The organism is Cryobacterium sp. M15, assembly GCF_002929675.1.
Taxonomy (GTDB): Bacteria; Actinomycetota; Actinomycetes; order Actinomycetales; family Microbacteriaceae; genus Cryobacterium; species Cryobacterium lyxosi.
Genome location: NZ_PJJW01000041.1, coordinates 440,399 through 455,786, shown reverse-complemented (window position 1 = coordinate 455,786; position 15,388 = coordinate 440,399). Strand labels below are relative to the sequence as shown.

The 15,388-nt window shown below is 60.8% G+C and carries 25 protein-coding genes; all 25 read left to right on the top strand.

All coding sequences use genetic code 11. From position 1 onward, the window contains the following. Window positions 1-188: 188 nt before the first annotated feature. Window positions 189-563 (top strand): 30S ribosomal protein S12, encoded by a 375-nt coding sequence (rpsL, locus tag CXY83_RS17105; RefSeq protein WP_035834602.1) that lies wholly within the window; start codon window positions 189-191, stop codon window positions 561-563. Beyond that, window positions 563-1,033 carry a 30S ribosomal protein S7 gene (rpsG, locus tag CXY83_RS17100; protein ID WP_092107221.1) on the top strand — a complete coding sequence of 157 codons (471 nt, stop codon included), beginning with the start codon at window positions 563-565 and terminating at the stop codon, window positions 1,031-1,033. Before rpsL ends, rpsG begins: the two co-directional genes overlap by 1 nt. A gap of 132 nt (window positions 1,034-1,165) precedes the next feature. Next, complete coding sequence (gene fusA, locus CXY83_RS17095) at window positions 1,166-3,280, top strand: elongation factor G (RefSeq protein WP_104198526.1); 2,115 nt, start codon at window positions 1,166-1,168, stop codon at window positions 3,278-3,280. A 133-nt stretch (window positions 3,281-3,413) separates the two neighbouring features. Further along, window positions 3,414-4,607, top strand: a complete 1,194-nt coding sequence (tuf, locus tag CXY83_RS17090; RefSeq protein ID WP_104127849.1) for an elongation factor Tu — start codon at window positions 3,414-3,416, stop codon at window positions 4,605-4,607. A gap of 181 nt (window positions 4,608-4,788) precedes the next feature. Further along, window positions 4,789-5,238: a hypothetical protein gene (locus CXY83_RS17085; RefSeq protein WP_104198464.1), complete on the top strand. Its 450-nt coding sequence runs from the start codon at window positions 4,789-4,791 to the stop codon at window positions 5,236-5,238. A 501-nt stretch (window positions 5,239-5,739) separates the two neighbouring features. Continuing rightward, window positions 5,740-6,048: a 30S ribosomal protein S10 gene (rpsJ, locus tag CXY83_RS17080; RefSeq protein WP_035834607.1), complete on the top strand. Its 309-nt coding sequence runs from the start codon at window positions 5,740-5,742 to the stop codon at window positions 6,046-6,048. 8 nt (window positions 6,049-6,056) lie between these two features. Beyond that, window positions 6,057-6,716, top strand: coding sequence for a 50S ribosomal protein L3 (gene rplC / locus CXY83_RS17075; RefSeq protein WP_092107229.1), 660 nt, complete (start codon window positions 6,057-6,059; stop codon window positions 6,714-6,716). 5 nt (window positions 6,717-6,721) lie between these two features. After that, window positions 6,722-7,372: a 50S ribosomal protein L4 gene (gene rplD / locus CXY83_RS17070; protein WP_092107231.1), complete on the top strand. Its 651-nt coding sequence runs from the start codon at window positions 6,722-6,724 to the stop codon at window positions 7,370-7,372. Beyond that, window positions 7,372-7,674 (top strand): 50S ribosomal protein L23, encoded by a 303-nt coding sequence (gene rplW / locus CXY83_RS17065; RefSeq protein ID WP_092107233.1) that lies wholly within the window; start codon window positions 7,372-7,374, stop codon window positions 7,672-7,674. The genes rplD and rplW overlap by 1 nt, the downstream gene beginning before the upstream one ends. Before the next feature lie 22 nt (window positions 7,675-7,696). Next, window positions 7,697-8,536 (top strand): 50S ribosomal protein L2, encoded by an 840-nt coding sequence (rplB, locus tag CXY83_RS17060; RefSeq protein WP_092339441.1) that lies wholly within the window; start codon window positions 7,697-7,699, stop codon window positions 8,534-8,536. Between the two features lie 9 nt (window positions 8,537-8,545). Then, on the top strand, window positions 8,546-8,827 hold the full coding sequence (rpsS, locus tag CXY83_RS17055; RefSeq protein WP_104127852.1) for a 30S ribosomal protein S19: 282 nt from the start codon (window positions 8,546-8,548) through the stop codon (window positions 8,825-8,827). A gap of 26 nt (window positions 8,828-8,853) precedes the next feature. Continuing rightward, window positions 8,854-9,219 (top strand): 50S ribosomal protein L22, encoded by a 366-nt coding sequence (rplV, locus tag CXY83_RS17050; protein ID WP_035880249.1) that lies wholly within the window; start codon window positions 8,854-8,856, stop codon window positions 9,217-9,219. Continuing rightward, on the top strand, window positions 9,219-9,989 hold the full coding sequence (gene rpsC / locus CXY83_RS17045; protein WP_104127853.1) for a 30S ribosomal protein S3: 771 nt from the start codon (window positions 9,219-9,221) through the stop codon (window positions 9,987-9,989). Before rplV ends, rpsC begins: the two co-directional genes overlap by 1 nt. Further along, on the top strand, window positions 9,989-10,408 hold the full coding sequence (gene rplP, locus CXY83_RS17040) for a 50S ribosomal protein L16 (RefSeq protein WP_035880247.1): 420 nt from the start codon (window positions 9,989-9,991) through the stop codon (window positions 10,406-10,408). Before rpsC ends, rplP begins: the two co-directional genes overlap by 1 nt. After that, the gene (gene rpmC, locus CXY83_RS18435) at window positions 10,408-10,752 is read left to right on the top strand and encodes a 50S ribosomal protein L29 (RefSeq protein ID WP_104198463.1); all 345 of its coding nucleotides are present in this window, start codon (window positions 10,408-10,410) and stop codon (window positions 10,750-10,752) included. Before rplP ends, rpmC begins: the two co-directional genes overlap by 1 nt. 2 nt (window positions 10,753-10,754) lie before the next feature. Further along, entirely contained in the window at window positions 10,755-11,054 is a 300-nt protein-coding gene (gene rpsQ / locus CXY83_RS17030) for a 30S ribosomal protein S17 (protein WP_035834619.1), read from the top strand. Window positions 11,055-11,088: 34 nt separating this feature from the next. Next, window positions 11,089-11,457 carry a 50S ribosomal protein L14 gene (rplN, locus tag CXY83_RS17025; protein ID WP_035834620.1) on the top strand — a complete coding sequence of 123 codons (369 nt, stop codon included), beginning with the start codon at window positions 11,089-11,091 and terminating at the stop codon, window positions 11,455-11,457. 2 nt (window positions 11,458-11,459) lie between these two features. Next, window positions 11,460-11,819: a 50S ribosomal protein L24 gene (rplX, locus tag CXY83_RS17020; RefSeq protein ID WP_104198462.1), complete on the top strand. Its 360-nt coding sequence runs from the start codon at window positions 11,460-11,462 to the stop codon at window positions 11,817-11,819. Continuing rightward, complete coding sequence (gene rplE / locus CXY83_RS17015; RefSeq protein WP_104198461.1) at window positions 11,819-12,412, top strand: 50S ribosomal protein L5; 594 nt, start codon at window positions 11,819-11,821, stop codon at window positions 12,410-12,412. Before rplX ends, rplE begins: the two co-directional genes overlap by 1 nt. A 220-nt stretch (window positions 12,413-12,632) precedes the next feature. Next, the gene (gene rpsH / locus CXY83_RS17010; RefSeq protein ID WP_092107248.1) at window positions 12,633-13,031 is read left to right on the top strand and encodes a 30S ribosomal protein S8; all 399 of its coding nucleotides are present in this window, start codon (window positions 12,633-12,635) and stop codon (window positions 13,029-13,031) included. 6 nt (window positions 13,032-13,037) lie between these two features. Next, the gene (gene rplF, locus CXY83_RS17005; RefSeq protein WP_104127858.1) at window positions 13,038-13,574 is read left to right on the top strand and encodes a 50S ribosomal protein L6; all 537 of its coding nucleotides are present in this window, start codon (window positions 13,038-13,040) and stop codon (window positions 13,572-13,574) included. Between the two features lie 2 nt (window positions 13,575-13,576). Further along, window positions 13,577-13,948 carry a 50S ribosomal protein L18 gene (gene rplR / locus CXY83_RS17000; protein WP_092107252.1) on the top strand — a complete coding sequence of 124 codons (372 nt, stop codon included), beginning with the start codon at window positions 13,577-13,579 and terminating at the stop codon, window positions 13,946-13,948. Beyond that, on the top strand, window positions 13,945-14,652 hold the full coding sequence (rpsE, locus tag CXY83_RS16995; RefSeq protein ID WP_369827303.1) for a 30S ribosomal protein S5: 708 nt from the start codon (window positions 13,945-13,947) through the stop codon (window positions 14,650-14,652). Before rplR ends, rpsE begins: the two co-directional genes overlap by 4 nt. Next, window positions 14,652-14,834 carry a 50S ribosomal protein L30 gene (gene rpmD / locus CXY83_RS16990; RefSeq protein WP_066597599.1) on the top strand — a complete coding sequence of 61 codons (183 nt, stop codon included), beginning with the start codon at window positions 14,652-14,654 and terminating at the stop codon, window positions 14,832-14,834. The genes rpsE and rpmD overlap by 1 nt, the downstream gene beginning before the upstream one ends. Further along, on the top strand, window positions 14,834-15,376 hold the full coding sequence (gene rplO / locus CXY83_RS16985) for a 50S ribosomal protein L15 (protein ID WP_104198460.1): 543 nt from the start codon (window positions 14,834-14,836) through the stop codon (window positions 15,374-15,376). The genes rpmD and rplO overlap by 1 nt, the downstream gene beginning before the upstream one ends. Window positions 15,377-15,388: the final 12 nt, after the last annotated feature.

The window sequence follows — 15,388 nt, the reverse complement described above, 5'->3', positions numbered from 1 at the left end:
GTCGGGGCAAGATTCCACACATGCAGGGTTCGCTCTTCGAGCAAGCCCCCACGGCATACCCACCAAAACACGCGCGAGCAATCGTGTGGGTTCAAGCGGGTCCAGATGAACTCGACCAATTCGAAAGAAGAGGTCGAATGCTAACCATCACAAAGCTGTCACCGTGCAGCAATAACAAGGAGTAATTAGTGCCCACCATTCAGCAGTTGGTCAGGAAGGGCCGTAGCCCCAAGGTCACCAAGACCAAGGCTCCCGCCCTGAAATCCAACCCGCAGCAGCGCGGCGTTTGCACGCGCGTGTACACGACCACCCCGAAGAAGCCGAACTCGGCTCTGCGCAAGGTCGCCCGTGTCAAGCTTTCCAACGGCACCGAGGTCACCGCCTACATTCCCGGCGAGGGCCACAACCTGCAGGAGCACTCCATGGTGCTCGTGCGCGGAGGCCGTGTTAAGGACCTCCCCGGTGTGCGTTACAAAATCATTCGCGGCGCACTGGACACCCAGGCCGTCAAGAACCGTAAGCAGGCTCGCAGCCGTTACGGCGCAAAGATGGAGAAGAAGTAATGCCCCGTAAAGGACCCGCTCCCAAGCGCCCTGTCATTGCCGACCCGGTTTACGGTGCACCCATCGTCAGCCAGCTCGTCAACAAGATCCTTCTCGATGGCAAAAAGGGCCTCGCCGAGCGCATCGTCTACGATGCCCTCGCCGGTGTCTCCGCCAAGAACGAGCTGGATGCCGTTGTCACGCTGAAGAAGGCACTCGACAACGTTCGTCCGACCCTCGAGGTGCGTTCGCGCCGCGTCGGTGGTTCCACGTACCAGGTTCCGGTTGAGGTCAAGCCGCACCGCGCCAACACACTGGCCCTTCGCTGGTTGACCAGCTACGCCAAGGCGCGTCGCGAGAAGACCATGACCGAGCGCCTCACCAACGAGATCCTCGACGCGAGCAACGGCCTCGGTGCCGCTGTCAAGCGTCGTGAAGACACTCACAAAATGGCTGAAGCGAACAAGGCTTTCGCTCACTACCGCTGGTAGTTCGGCTCTCGAGCATTCCTGATCATCGGTTCAGGCGCGTTCCGGCTTGCGTCGGCACGCGCCTGACCGCTGAAAAAGCGGATGCTCACGGCCTCGTTCCGCATTCCCACCCCTACCCGCTGGAGGACCCCCGTGGCACTTGACGTGCTCACCGACCTGAGTAAGGTCCGCAACATCGGCATCATGGCTCACATTGATGCTGGCAAGACCACCACAACTGAGCGCATCCTGTTCTACACGGGTGTCAACCACAAGATCGGCGAGACCCACGACGGTGCCTCGACGATGGACTGGATGGCGCAGGAGCAGGAACGTGGCATCACGATCACCTCCGCTGCGACGACGTGTTTCTGGGACAACAACCAGATCAACATCATCGACACCCCCGGACACGTGGACTTCACCGTGGAGGTGGAGCGTTCGCTCCGCGTTCTCGACGGTGCCGTTGCCGTGTTCGACGGCAAGGAGGGCGTTGAGCCCCAGTCCGAAACCGTATGGCGTCAGGCCGACAAGTACGACGTGCCGCGCATTTGCTTCGTCAACAAGATGGACAAGCTCGGCGCCGACTTCTACTTCACGGTCGACACCATCATCAAGCGCCTCGGCGCGAAGCCGCTGGTCATCCAGCTGCCGATCGGTGCAGAGTCTGAGTTCGAGGGTGTCGTTGACCTCGTTCAGATGCGTGCGCTGACCTGGCGTGGCGACTCCAAGGGTGACGTGGAGATGGGCTCGAAGTACGCCATCGAAGAGATCCCCGCCGACCTCGTGGAGAAGGCCGCCGAGTACCGCAAGCTCCTGCTCGAGACCGTCGCCGAAACCGACGACGACCTCATGGAGCGTTACTTCGCCGGCGAAGAGCTGACGGTTGCCGAGATCAAGGGCGCCATCCGTAAGCTCACCATCAACAGTGAGATCTACCCGGTTCTCTGCGGTTCTGCGTTCAAGAACCGCGGCGTTCAGCCGATGCTCGACGCTGTCGTTGACTACCTCCCCACCCCGCTCGACGTGGCCGCCATTGAGGCGCACGACGTTCGCGACGAGGAGAAGGTCATCATGCGTCACCCGGATGCCGAGGAGCCGTTCACGGCTCTCGCGTTCAAGGTTGCGGTGCACCCGTTCTTCGGTCGCCTCACCTACGTGCGCGTGTACTCGGGCCGTCTCGACTCCGGAGCCCAGGTCATCAACTCGACCAAGGGCAAGAAGGAGCGCATCGGCAAGATCTTCCAGATGCACGCCAACAAGGAGAACCCGGTCGGTTTCGTTACCGCCGGTCACATCTACGCGGTCATCGGCCTCAAGGACACCACCACGGGCGATACCCTGTGCGACCCGAACCAGCAGGTCGTACTCGAGTCCATGACCTTCCCTGACCCGGTCATCGAGGTCGCTATCGAGCCCAAGACCAAGCAGGACCAGGAAAAGCTGGGCCTTGCTATTCAGAAGCTCGCTGAAGAAGACCCCACCTTCCGTACCGAACAGAACCAGGAAACTGGCCAGACGGTAATCAAGGGAATGGGTGAACTTCACCTGGATATCCTCGTCGACCGCATGAAGCGTGAATTCAACGTTGAAGCGAACGTCGGCAAGCCCCAGGTGGCGTACCGCGAGACGATCCGCAAGTCCGTTGAGCGTCACGACTACACGCACAAGAAGCAGACCGGTGGATCCGGCCAGTTCGCGAAGATTCAGATCGCGATCGAGCCGATGGAAATCACTGCTGAGAAGTCGTACGAGTTCCTCAACAAGGTCACTGGTGGCCGCATCCCGCGTGAGTACATCCCTTCGGTGGATGCTGGAATCCAGGATGCGCTCCGCGTAGGCATCCTGGCCGGCTACCCCATGGTGGGCGTTCGAGCCAGCCTGCTTGACGGCGCTGCGCACGACGTCGACTCCTCGGAGATGGCCTTCAAGATCGCCGGCTCGATGGGCTTCAAGGAAGCCGTTCGTAAGGCGAACCCCGTTCTGCTCGAGCCGCTGATGGCCGTCGAAGTTCGTACCCCTGAGGAATACATGGGTGACGTAATCGGAGACCTCAACTCGCGTCGTGGGCAGATCCAGACCATGGAGGATGCGCAGGGCGTGAAGGTAATTCGCGCTCACGTTCCACTGTCGGAGATGTTCGGATACATCGGTGACCTGCGGTCGAAGACCTCAGGCCGTGCGGTGTACTCGATGACGTTCGAGAGCTATGCGGAGGTCCCGAAGGCAGTTGCCGACGAGATCATCAACAAGAACAAGGGCGAATAGCCCTAAGGTGGCCTTCGGGCCTGAATCGCTTAGGCCACCTGGCCCGAGTAATATAAATAGACACATCCAGCGCATACCGGCCGCTCATAACGGCGGCCGTGAATTTGCACGCGAGTCCTGAGGAGGACCCACAGTGGCCAAGGCCAAGTTCGAGCGGACAAAGCCGCACGTAAACATCGGAACGATCGGTCACGTTGACCACGGAAAGACCACGCTGACTGCAGCGATCTCCAAGGTTCTTGCCGATAAGTTCCCGTCCAAGATCAACGTTCAGCGCGACTTCGCGTCGATTGACTCGGCTCCGGAAGAACGCCAGCGCGGCATCACGATCAACATCTCACATGTTGAGTACGAGACCGACAAGCGTCACTATGCGCACGTCGATGCTCCGGGCCACGCTGACTACATCAAGAACATGATCACCGGTGCTGCTCAGATGGACGGCGCAATCCTCGTGGTTGCCGCTACTGACGGCCCGATGGCTCAGACCCGTGAGCACGTTCTTCTCGCCAAGCAGGTCGGCGTTCCGACCCTGCTCGTCGCGCTGAACAAGGCCGACATGGTTGACGACGAAGAGATCATGGAGCTCGTCGAGCTCGAAGTTCGTGAGCTGCTTTCGAGCCAGGGCTTCGATGGCGACAACGCCCCCGTCGTTCCGGTTTCTGCACTCAAGGCGCTCGAGGGCGACGAGAAGTGGACCGCCAACATCCTGACTCTCATGCAGGCCGTTGACGACTTCATTCCCGACCCGATCCGCGACAAGGACAAGCCGTTCTTGATGCCGATCGAGGACGTCTTCACGATCACCGGTCGTGGCACCGTTGTTACGGGCCGCGCCGAGCGTGGAACCCTCAAGATCAACTCCGAGATCGAGATCGTCGGCATCCGCCCGACGCAGAAGACCACGGTTACCGGTATTGAGATGTTCCACAAGCAGCTCGACGAGGCTTGGGCCGGCGAGAACTGTGGACTTCTTCTTCGTGGCACCAAGCGCGAAGACGTTGAGCGCGGCCAGGTCGTCGTCAAGCCGGGTTCGGTTACGCCGCACACCGACTTCGAGGGCACCGCGTATATCCTCAGCAAGAACGAGGGTGGGCGTCACAACCCGTTCTACGCGAACTACCGCCCGCAGTTCTACTTCCGCACCACGGACGTCACCGGCGTCATCACGCTGCCCGAGGGCACCGAGATGGTCATGCCTGGCGACACCACCGACCTGACTGTCGCGCTGATTCAGCCGATCGCCATGGAAGAGGGCCTCGGCTTCGCTATCCGTGAAGGTGGCCGCACCGTCGGCGCCGGCACGGTGACCAAGATCATCAAGTAGTCACTCTCTACTGATCTACTGATCTACTGATCTCCTGAACAGGGGTCGGGCCTTCGGGCCCGGCCCCTTTTTTGGTACCCGGCGTCCCTACTCTCTTGCTGCAACCGCCATTGATTCCAGAGCATGTCTTCAGATGTGGTCGGCCGCGGCGAGAATGGCTTTATCCGGTTATGGTTTCCGCATGCAGATATCGAAACTGGAAATGCGCATCCTGATGGGGATTGCCGTTGTCGTGATCGCCATTCTGGCCGTGGTGATCGTGCCGCGCCTGGTCGGGTCTGCTCCCGTCACCGAATCCACGATCGCCCAGGTGACTCCGACTCCCAGTCCGTCACCTATCGACACGCCCACCCCGACGCCCACGCCTACCGCTCAGTCTGAACAGCAGATTCTCGACAGCATCGTGGCCAGTACCGTCAGTGTGTACAGCGTGTTGGTCTGCGACAGCCTCACGCAGTACGCCTCCCAGTCGATTCCCGAGATCATCAGCAAGGTGCTTGCCGAGTACCCAACGACCGGCTTATCTGAGAAATCCCGACAGATCATGGCCCAGCGCGTTTTGACCGACTCCACCGCGAAGAGCTGCCCCGACCAGAGCTCGCGCGTCGCCTCCGGCATCGCCACCGGGTAGTCGCTGGAGTTGCGGCCAAGTCGATGCCCACGGTCGGCTGCACGCGGGTATTCGTCGGCATAGCGGCCGTCACGCACGGGCCGCCGAGAAGCGTGCGACACGCCCGGGTTGCATGAAGTGGCAATTGTGTGGCAGACTCTTCTAGTTCAACACTTTCGGTGTGCGCTACGCGTCGCCGGAATCACTGCCAGGCAGTGCATAGTCGCGTCACGCTCTTTCGAAAAACACATCGTCGGATGAGCGCAGATTGCAGGCTAGGCCGCAGGGAGCAGAGCGCAGCACAAATCAACGATCTGGTCGGCGTGGGCAAAACCGTGCCGTCCCCCAGCTTCTGCTTCTGGGAGTCGAGGTTGACGATGAGCGTCGTTTATTCGTACGCGATTCGAAATTGACATATGAACAGTGGTGCTAATGGCAGCAGTGCTACTACGGCGTCCAATGCAACCTCGGCAAATCGTGCCGTTGTCTGTAAGACGCCTCGACAGAGAGAGAGAGTTCGACATGGCGGGACAGAAGATCCGCATTCGACTTAAGTCGTATGACCACGAGGTCATCGACATTTCGGCGCGCAAGATCGTCGACACAGTGACCCGTGCGGGCGCTACAGTCGTCGGCCCGGTGCCGCTTCCGACCGAGAAGAACGTGGTGTGTGTCATCCGTTCACCTCACAAGTACAAGGACAGCCGGGAGCACTTTGAAATGCGCACCCACAAGCGCCTGATCGACATCATTGACCCGACCCCGAAGGCTGTTGACTCGCTCATGCGCCTCGACCTTCCGGCCGACGTCAACATCGAGATCAAGCTCTAGGGCCCGCGATGTCTTACTCCGATACCAAGACCACCAAGGGTCTCCTCGGCAAGAAGCTCGGCATGACCCAGGTGTGGGACGAGAACAACAAGCTTGTTCCCGTTACCGTCATCGAGATCGCGCCGAACGTTGTCACGCAGATTCGCACCAAGGCAGTGGACGGCTATAACGGCGTTCAGATCGCCGCTGGCCCGATCGACCCGCGTAAGGTCAACAAACCTCTCGCCGGTCACTTCGACAAGGCTGGCGTCACGCCGCGTCGCCACATCACCGAGCTCCGCACCGCGGACGCCGCTGACTACAACCTGGGCCAGGAACTCACCGTTGACGGTGTCTTCGCTGCCGGCACCAAGGTTGACGTCATGGGCACCAGCAAGGGTAAGGGTTTCGCCGGTGTTATGAAGCGTCACAACTTCAAGGGTGTCTCCTCCTCTCACGGTTCGCACCGTAACCACCGCAAGCCCGGTTCCATCGGCGCTTCCTCGACCCCGAGCCGTGTCTTCAAGGGCATGCGCATGGCCGGTCGTATGGGTGGTGAGCGCGTAACCGTGCTGAACCTCAAGGTGCACGCTATCGACGCCGACAAGGGCCTCATGCTCGTCAAGGGTGCCGTTCCCGGTGCTCGTGGCCGCCTCGTATTCGTTCGCAACGCAGTGAAGGGAGCCTAGTCACCATGGCTACAGCACTCGACATCATTGACGCCAAGGGCAAGAAGGCAGGCTCTGCTGAGCTTCCCGACGAGCTCTTCGACGTTCCAGCCAACATTCCGCTTATCCACCAGGTCGTTGTCGCGCAGCTTGCTGCCGCACGCCAGGGGACGAGCAAGGTCAAGCGCCGTGGAGAAGTTTCCGGTGCCGGCCGCAAGCCGTTCAAGCAGAAAGGAACCGGTCGCGCTCGTCAGGGCTCGATCCGTGCTCCTCAGATGACCGGTGGTGGAATCGTCCACGGACCGACCCCGCGCAGCTACGACCAGCGCACCCCGAAAAAGATGATCGCCGCAGCCCTCAAGGGTGCACTGAGCGACCGCGCCCGCGGTGGCCGCCTGCACATCGTCGAGGCACTGTTCACGGCTGAGACCCCCAATACCAAGGTTGCCCTGGAGCTGCTCACGCAGATCGCCACGAGCAAGCACGTATTGGTTGTCCTCGAGCGTACCGACGAGACCACGTTGCGAAGCATTCGCAACATCCCGACGGTGCACATCCTTTCGTGGGATCAGCTCAACGCCTATGACGTGCTCGTCAGCGACGACATCGTCTTCACCACTGGCGCGTTCAACGCGTTCGTGGAGAGCAAGACCAAGAAGGAAGAGGTGGCCGCATAATGACTATCGCGACCAACAAGGACCCCCGCGACATCATCATCTCTCCGGTTGTCTCTGAGAAGAGCTACGGCCTGATTGACGAGGGTAAGTACACCTTCATCGTTGACCCCCGTTCGAACAAGACGGAGATCAAGCTCGCGATCGAAAAGATCTTCAAGGTGCAGGTCGCTTCGATCAACACCCTGAACCGCGTGGGCAAGACTCGCCGTACCAAGTTCGGCATGGGCAAGCGCAAGGACACCAAGCGTGCCATTGTCACGCTCAAGTCTGGCTCCATCGACATCTTCACGGCCGTCGGCTAAGCGACAGGCAGAGGGATAACTAATGGCTATTCGTAAGTACAAGCCCACGACCCCGGGTCGACGCGGTTCATCCGTTGCCGACTTCGCGGAAATCACGCGTTCCACCCCGGAGAAGTCGCTTCTGCGTCCGCTCTCCAAGACCGGTGGACGTAACAACCAGGGCCGCATCACGACCCGTCACATCGGTGGTGGCCACAAGCGCCAGTACCGCGTGATCGACTTCAAGCGCAACGACAAGGACGGCGTCAACGCCCGCGTCGCTGAAATTGAATACGACCCGAACCGCACGGCGCGCATCGCGCTCCTGCACTTCATCGACGGCACGAAGCGTTACATCATCGCGCCGAACAAGCTCAGCCAGGGCGACATCATCGAGTCGGGAGCCGGGGCTGACATCAAGCCCGGCAACAACCTGCCCTTGAAGAACATCCCCACCGGTACCATCATCCACGCGATCGAGCTGCGTCCGGGTGGTGGCGCCAAGATGGCCCGTTCCGCCGGTTCGTCGGTTCGTCTCGTCGCGAAGGAGGGCGTCTACGCCCAGCTTCGTCTGCCGTCTGGTGAAATCCGCAATGTGGATGCTCGCTGCCGCGCGACGATCGGCGAGGTCGGCAACGCCGAGCAGTCGAACATCAACTGGGGCAAGGCCGGACGTATGCGCTGGAAAGGCGTTCGCCCGACCGTTCGTGGTGTTGCCATGAACCCGGTCGATCACCCGCACGGTGGTGGTGAGGGTAAGACGTCCGGTGGACGTCACCCCGTCAGCCCCTGGGGCCAGAAGGAAGGGCGCACCCGCCACCCGAATAAGGAAAGCGACAAGCTCATTGTTCGTCGCCGTACCGTCGGCAAGAAGCGTAAGTAGGAGTAGACGATGCCAAGAAGTCTTAAGAAAGGCCCCTTCGTTGACGACCACCTGCTTCGCAAGGTGTTCACGGCGAACGAAGCCAAGAGCAAGAACGTAATCAAGACCTGGTCGCGCCGCTCGATGATCATCCCCGACATGCTCGGACACACCATCGCAGTGCACGACGGACGCAAGCACATCCCGGTGTTCGTCACCGAGAGCATGGTCGGTCACAAGCTCGGTGAGTTTGCACCTACCCGCACCTTCCGTGGACACGTGAAGGACGACAAGAAGGGCCGTCGCCGCTAACGCGGTGACGTGAAGGAGGAGAAGAAATGGTGGAGTCGATCGCACGCGTGCGTCACATCCGCGTTACCCCCCAGAAGGCTCGTCGCGTTGTCAACATGATCCGCGGCAAGCAGGCGCACGAAGCGCTGGGAATTCTGAAGTTCGCGCCCCAGGGCGCGAGCGATCCGGTGTACAAGCTGGTGGCCTCGGCCATCGCCAACGCCCGGGTCAAGGCAGATGCAGCCAACACGTATCTGGACGAGCAGGACCTGTTCATCAGCCGGGCATTCGTTGACGAGGGTACGACCCTCAAGCGTTTCCAGGCTCGTGCTCAGGGTCGCGCATTCGAAATCAAGAAGCGCACCAGCCACATCACGGTTGTGCTCACCACTCCTGAGGAGGGTACGAAGTAATGGGTCAGAAAGTAAACCCCTATGGCTTCCGTCTGGGAATCACCACCGATCACGTATCGCGTTGGTTCTCTGACTCGACCAAGCCGGGTCAGCGTTACGCTGACTTTGTCGCAGAAGACGTCAAGATCCGTCGCCTGCTGAGCACCAGCCTTGACCGTGCCGGCGTCAGCCGCATCGAGATCGAGCGCACTCGTGACCGTGTTCGCGTTGACATTCACACTGCCCGTCCGGGCATTGTGATCGGTCGCCGCGGCGCGGAGGCCGAGCGCATCCGCTCAGACCTTGAGAAGCTCACCGCCAAGCAGATCCAGCTGAACATCCTCGAGGTCAAGAACCCCGAGCAGGATGCCCAGCTCGTCGCGCAGGGTATTGCCGAGCAGCTTTCCGCACGTGTGGCCTTCCGCCGCGCGATGCGTAAGGGCCTGCAGGGTGCACAGCGCGCCGGCGCCAAGGGTGTTCGCATCCAGGTGTCTGGCCGTCTGGGTGGCGCCGAGATGAGCCGCAGCGAGTTCTACCGCGAAGGTCGTGTGCCCCTGCACACCCTGCGCGCGAACATCGACTACGGCTTCTACGAAGCCAAGACCACCTTCGGCCGTATCGGCGTGAAGGTCTGGATCTACAAGGGCGACATCACCAACAAGGAACTCGCTCGCGAGCAGGCCAACGCTAAGTCGTCCCGCCCCGAGCGTCGTGACGATCGACCGCGTCGTGCACCTCGTGCAGATGCGCCGGCAGCGGCTCCCGTCGCAGCGGTCGCGGAGGCTAAATAATGTTGATTCCACGTAGAGTCAAGCACCGTAAGCAGCACCACCCGGGTCGCACCGGCCACGCTACCGGTGGCACCACGGTGTCCTTCGGTGAGTACGGCATCCAGGCGCTCACCCCCGCTTATGTGACCAACCGTCAGATCGAGTCCGCTCGTATCGCCATGACGCGTCACATCAAGCGTGGCGGGAAGGTGTGGATCAACATCTACCCCGACCGTCCGCTGACCAAGAAGCCGGCCGAAACCCGCATGGGTTCCGGTAAGGGTTCGGTCGAGTGGTGGGTTGCCAACGTCAAGCCGGGTCGCGTTCTGTTCGAGCTCAGCGGTGTCACTGACGCCGTTGCGAAAGAGGCGCTGACCCGCGCAATTCACAAGCTGCCCCTCAAGGCACGCATCATCAAGCGCGAGGAGGGCGACGCATAATGGCGATCGGCACCAAGGAGCTCGCCCCAGTCGAGCTCGATACTTTTGACAATGAAAAGCTGTTCGAAGAGCTGAAGAAGGCCAAGGAAGAGCTGTTCAACCTGCGCTTCCAGTCGGCTACCGGTCAGCTTGAGAGCCACGGCCGCCTCCGCGCGGTCAAGCGCGACATTGCTCGCATCTACACGGTTCTCCGTGAGCGCGAGCTGGGCATTCGTGCCACGCCCATCGCAGCCCCGGCTCCGGCCAAGGCTGAGAAGGCTGAAAAGAAGACCAAGAAGGCCAAGGCAGCAGTGGAGTCCACCGATGACGCTGCAGTCGAGGCCGCCGAGACGAAGGAGGCCTAGTCATGGCGAAGACTGACGAAACGGTCGTCGCGGGCGAAGCCACCGAGCTCGTACGCGGTTACCGCAAGACGCTGCGTGGTTACGTGACCAGCGACAAGATGAACAAAACCATCATTGTCGTGGTCGAAGACCGCGTGAAGCACCCGTTGTACGGCAAGGTCATCCGCCGTACATCCAAGCTGAAGGCGCACGACGAGGCGAACTCCGCCGGCATCGGCGACCTGGTCCTGATCAGTGAGACCCGTCCGCTGAGCGCTTCCAAGCGCTGGCGCCTGGTCGAGATTCTTGAGAAGGCCAAGTAAGCCTCGCGCTTACTTGACGTAAAGGAGTTATAAAGTGCTTCAGCAAGAATCACGAGTCAAGGTTGCCGACAACACCGGTGCCAAGGAACTCTTGACCATCCGCGTTCTCGGTGGCTCCGGCCGTCGTTACGCCGGCTTGGGCGACGTCATCGTCGCCACGGTCAAGGATGCAATCCCGGGCGGCAACGTCAAGAAGGGTGACATCGTCAAAGCTGTCATCGTTCGCACCAAGAAGGAGACTCGTCGTCCAGACGGCTCCTACATCAAGTTCGATGAGAACGCTGCAGTGATCTTGAAGGCAGACGGTGACCCCCGCGGCACCCGAATCTTCGGACCGGTCGGTCGCGAGCTTCGCGACAAGAAGTTCATGAAGATCATCTCGCTGGCACCGGAGGTTATTTAATCATGGCCAGAATCAAAAAGGGTGACCTCGTTCAGGTCATCAGCGGCCGCAGCCAGGCTCGCGGCGGAGACCGTGGCAAGCAGGGCAAGATCATCTCCGTCGACGCCACGAAGAACCGAGTCCTCGTTGAGGGCATCAACTTCGTGACCAAGCACGTTCGCGTCGGCCAGACCCAGCGCGGCACCAAGACGGGCGGCATCGAGACCTTCGAAGCCCCCATCCACGTGTCCAACGTTGCCATCGTCGACCCGGAGACCAAGAAGCCGACCCGCGTCGGGTTCCGCCAGGAAGATGTAACGAAGGACGGCGTCACCAAGACGGTCCGCATCCGTTACGCCAAGAAGTCAGGGAAGGACCTCTAATGACTGACACCATTACGGGCGCCGCGCCCGTCAAGGCCCTGCCGCGTCTGAAGCAGAAGTACCGCGATGAGATCAGTGCCAAGCTCTCCGAGGAACTCGGCTTCACCAACGTGCACCGTATCCCCACCCTGACGAAGATTGTCGTCAACATGGGTGTCGGAGAAGCAGCACGCGACGGCAAGGTGATGGACGGTGCGGTTTCTGACCTCACCAAGATCACCGGCCAGAAGCCGCAGGTCACCAAGGCTCGCAAGTCCATCGCGCAGTTCAAACTGCGTGAGGGACAGCCCATCGGCGCCCACGTCACTCTTCGTGGCGACCGCATGTGGGAGTTCCTGGACCGGCTGCTCAGCCTGGCCCTTCCTCGTATCCGTGACTTCCGTGGTCTGTCCGACAAGCAGTTCGACGGTGCGGGCAACTACACCTTCGGTCTGACCGAGCAGGTCATGTTCCACGAGATCGACCAGGACCGCATCGACCGCGTTCGCGGTATGGACATCACGGTCGTCACAACCGCGAAGTCCAACGACGAGGGTCGCGCGCTGCTCAAGGCGCTCGGCTTCCCGTTCAAGTCGGACGACGCACAGAAGTAGTCCAACTACACCGGAACAAATTCAACTAGAGTTGGGAGCTTGCGCTTAGCAGGCTCCCAACCCAGGTTGGTCCCGCCCGCATCCAGTGCATAAACACAGGGTAAGCCGGGCGCACACAGATTTTCACCCCGGAAGCCGATCAACCGATCGGTTTCCCCACCACCACAGGTCGTCATTCGTGTAACGGATGGGCGAAACCAGGCGAGAAAGGCACCACAAAATGACAATGACAGATCCGGTCGCAGACATGCTGACCAGACTGCGCAACGCGAACTCGGCGTATCACGACACCGTGTCCATGCCGCATAGCAAATTGAAAGCGCACATCGCTGACATCCTCAAGGCTCAGGGTTACATCTCCGCCTGGACCGTCAAGGATGCAACAGTAGGCAAGACCCTCACGCTGGACCTCAAATTCGGTCCGAACCGCGAGCGTTCCATCGTAGGCATCAAGCGGGTTTCCAAGCCCGGCCTGCGCGTGTACGCGAAGTCAACCGAGATCCCCACGGTTCTCGGTGGCCTCGGCGTTGCCATCCTGTCCACCTCCAGCGGTCTGCTCACCGACCGCCAGGCTGAGAAGAAGGGCGTAGGCGGAGAAGTTCTCGCCTACGTGTGGTAACTGAGAATGTCACGTATTGGAAGACTCCCCATCCCGATCCCCGCTGGGGTAACGGTTGTGGCTGACGGCCAGGCCGTCTCCGTCAAGGGCCCGAAGGGCGAGCTCGCTCTCGTCGTTTCCAACCCCATCTCGGTGTCGATCGAGGACGGTCACGTTCTCGTCACGCGTCCGAACGACGAGCGCCAGTCGCGTTCGCTGCACGGTCTGACCCGCACCTTGATCAACAACCAGATCATCGGCGTAACCGTTGGTTACTCCAAGGGTCTTGAAATCGTCGGTACCGGTTACCGCGCAGCGCAGAAGGGCACCTCTGTTGAGTTCGCCCTCGGCTTCTCGCACCCGGTCGTCGTCGAGCCGCCTGTCGGAATCGTTTTGACCGTCGAGAGCGTCAACAAGCTCACGGTCAGCGGAATCGACAAGCAGGCCGTCGGCGAGGTTGCCGCCAACATCCGTAAGATTCGCAAGCCAGAGCCCTACAAGGGCAAGGGTGTGCGTTACGCCGGCGAGATTGTTCGCCGCAAGGCCGGAAAGAGCGGTAAGTAACCATGGGACTCGGAACTAGAGGCAAGAGCAAGGCCGCAGCCCGCGGACGTCGACACACCCGTCTTCGCAAGAAGATCGAGGGAACGGCGCTTCGCCCGCGCCTTGTCGTCACACGCTCGGCTCGCCACGTATTCGTGCAGGTCGTCGACGACAGCAAGGGTTTCACCCTTGCGTCGGCGTCCACGCTCGAAACGGACTTGCGCACCTTCGATGGTGACAAGACCGCCAAGGCCCGCAAGGTCGGTGAGCTTGTTGCTGAGCGTGCGAAAGCCGCCGGCATCGAAGCCGTTGTATTTGACCGTGGTGGCAGCAAGTACGCAGGACGCGTCGCAGCCATCGCTGAAGGAGCTCGAGAGGGTGGATTGAACCTGTGAGCACTGAAAAGATCGAAACCACAGCACCTGTTGCTGCCGTTGCCGAGGCGCCGGTTGAAACCGCTGCCTCCACTACCCCGCCGCAGAACGAGCCTCGCGAGGCTCGTCGTGGTGGACGTGAGCGCAACCCGAACAAGGACCGCGGAAGCCGCGATGCCGACAAGAGCCAGTTCCTGGAGCGCGTCGTCACCATCAACCGCGTATCGAAGGTCGTCAAGGGTGGTCGTCGCTTCAGCTTCACCGCGCTCGTCGTCGTCGGTGACGGTAACGGCCTGGTTGGCGTTGGATACGGTAAGGCCCGCGAGGTCCCGACCGCTATCTCCAAGGGCGTTGAAGAGGCGAAGAAGAACTTCTTCCGCGTTCCTCGCGTTGGCCTGACCATCCCGCACCCCGTGCAGGGTGAGGCCGCAGCCGGCGTCGTTCTGCTTCGTCCGGCAGCAGCAGGTACCGGCGTTATCGCCGGTGGCCCGGTGCGGGCCGTACTCGAATGCGCTGGCATCCACGACGTACTGAGCAAGTCGCTCGGTTCGTCTAACACCATCAATATCGTGCACGCCACGGTTGAGGCACTGCACCAGCTCGAAGAGCCGCGTGCGGTTGCGGCTCGCCGCGGCCTCGCCTACGAAGACGTGGCTCCGGCCCGTTTTCTTCGTGCCGACGCTGCTGCAGCTGCAGCGGCTGCAACCGCGAAGGCAGGTGCCTGATGGCCCAGCTGAAGATCACACAGATCAAGTCCAAAATTAGTGAGAAGCAGAACCAGCGCGACACTCTTCGCAGCCTGGGTCTGCGACGTATTGGCGCCGTCACAATCCGCGAGGACAACTCGCAGAACCGTGGCTACGTCAACACCGTCGCTCACCTCGTAAAGGTCGAGGAGATTGACTAATGGCTGACGAGAAGGAAGCTACCAAAGTAGCCGACAAGCCTGCCACGAAAAAGGCCGCTACATCCAAGAAGGCCGCTGTTGCAGCGCAGCCGACTGAGCCCCGCGAGCACGTGCTGAAGGTACACCACCTTCGCCCGGCGCCCGGAGCGAAGAAGGCCCGCCAGCGCGTTGGCCGTGGTGAAGGATCCAAGGGTAAGACCGCGGGTCGAGGCACCAAAGGCACGAAGGCACGCTACAGCGTGCGCGTTGGCTTCGAGGGTGGGCAGATGCCTCTGCACATGCGCACCCCGAAACTGCGTGGATTCAAGAACCCGTTCCGCGTCGAGTACCAGGTTGTCAACCTGGAAAAGCTCGAAGTGCTCTACCCGGACGGCGGCGATGTCACCATCGCCAGCCTGATCGCCAAGGGTGCAGTTCGTGACAATGAAAAAGTCAAGGTTCTGGGAACCGGTGAAATTACCGTTAAGCTGAACGTGACGGTCGACAAGGTCTCTGCTTCAGCTGAGCAGAAAATTGTTGCCGCGGGTGGATCTGTAAAGTAAGTCCGTAGACGC

Coding starts and splice junctions, on each gene's coding strand:
- rpsG (WP_092107221.1), top strand. CDS start 563: ATGCCCCGTAAAGGACCCGCTCCCAAGCGCCCTGTCATTGCCGACCCG.
- CXY83_RS17085 (WP_104198464.1), top strand. CDS start 4,789: ATGCAGATATCGAAACTGGAAATGCGCATCCTGATGGGGATTGCCGTT.
- rpsJ (WP_035834607.1), top strand. CDS start 5,740: ATGGCGGGACAGAAGATCCGCATTCGACTTAAGTCGTATGACCACGAG.
- rplC (WP_092107229.1), top strand. CDS start 6,057: ATGTCTTACTCCGATACCAAGACCACCAAGGGTCTCCTCGGCAAGAAG.
- rplD (WP_092107231.1), top strand. CDS start 6,722: ATGGCTACAGCACTCGACATCATTGACGCCAAGGGCAAGAAGGCAGGC.
- rplW (WP_092107233.1), top strand. CDS start 7,372: ATGACTATCGCGACCAACAAGGACCCCCGCGACATCATCATCTCTCCG.
- rplB (WP_092339441.1), top strand. CDS start 7,697: ATGGCTATTCGTAAGTACAAGCCCACGACCCCGGGTCGACGCGGTTCA.
- rpsS (WP_104127852.1), top strand. CDS start 8,546: ATGCCAAGAAGTCTTAAGAAAGGCCCCTTCGTTGACGACCACCTGCTT.
- rplV (WP_035880249.1), top strand. CDS start 8,854: ATGGTGGAGTCGATCGCACGCGTGCGTCACATCCGCGTTACCCCCCAG.
- rpsC (WP_104127853.1), top strand. CDS start 9,219: ATGGGTCAGAAAGTAAACCCCTATGGCTTCCGTCTGGGAATCACCACC.
- rplP (WP_035880247.1), top strand. CDS start 9,989: ATGTTGATTCCACGTAGAGTCAAGCACCGTAAGCAGCACCACCCGGGT.
- rpmC (WP_104198463.1), top strand. CDS start 10,408: ATGGCGATCGGCACCAAGGAGCTCGCCCCAGTCGAGCTCGATACTTTT.
- rpsQ (WP_035834619.1), top strand. CDS start 10,755: ATGGCGAAGACTGACGAAACGGTCGTCGCGGGCGAAGCCACCGAGCTC.
- rplX (WP_104198462.1), top strand. CDS start 11,460: ATGGCCAGAATCAAAAAGGGTGACCTCGTTCAGGTCATCAGCGGCCGC.
- rplE (WP_104198461.1), top strand. CDS start 11,819: ATGACTGACACCATTACGGGCGCCGCGCCCGTCAAGGCCCTGCCGCGT.
- rpsH (WP_092107248.1), top strand. CDS start 12,633: ATGACAATGACAGATCCGGTCGCAGACATGCTGACCAGACTGCGCAAC.
- rplF (WP_104127858.1), top strand. CDS start 13,038: ATGTCACGTATTGGAAGACTCCCCATCCCGATCCCCGCTGGGGTAACG.
- rplR (WP_092107252.1), top strand. CDS start 13,577: ATGGGACTCGGAACTAGAGGCAAGAGCAAGGCCGCAGCCCGCGGACGT.
- rpmD (WP_066597599.1), top strand. CDS start 14,652: ATGGCCCAGCTGAAGATCACACAGATCAAGTCCAAAATTAGTGAGAAG.
- rplO (WP_104198460.1), top strand. CDS start 14,834: ATGGCTGACGAGAAGGAAGCTACCAAAGTAGCCGACAAGCCTGCCACG.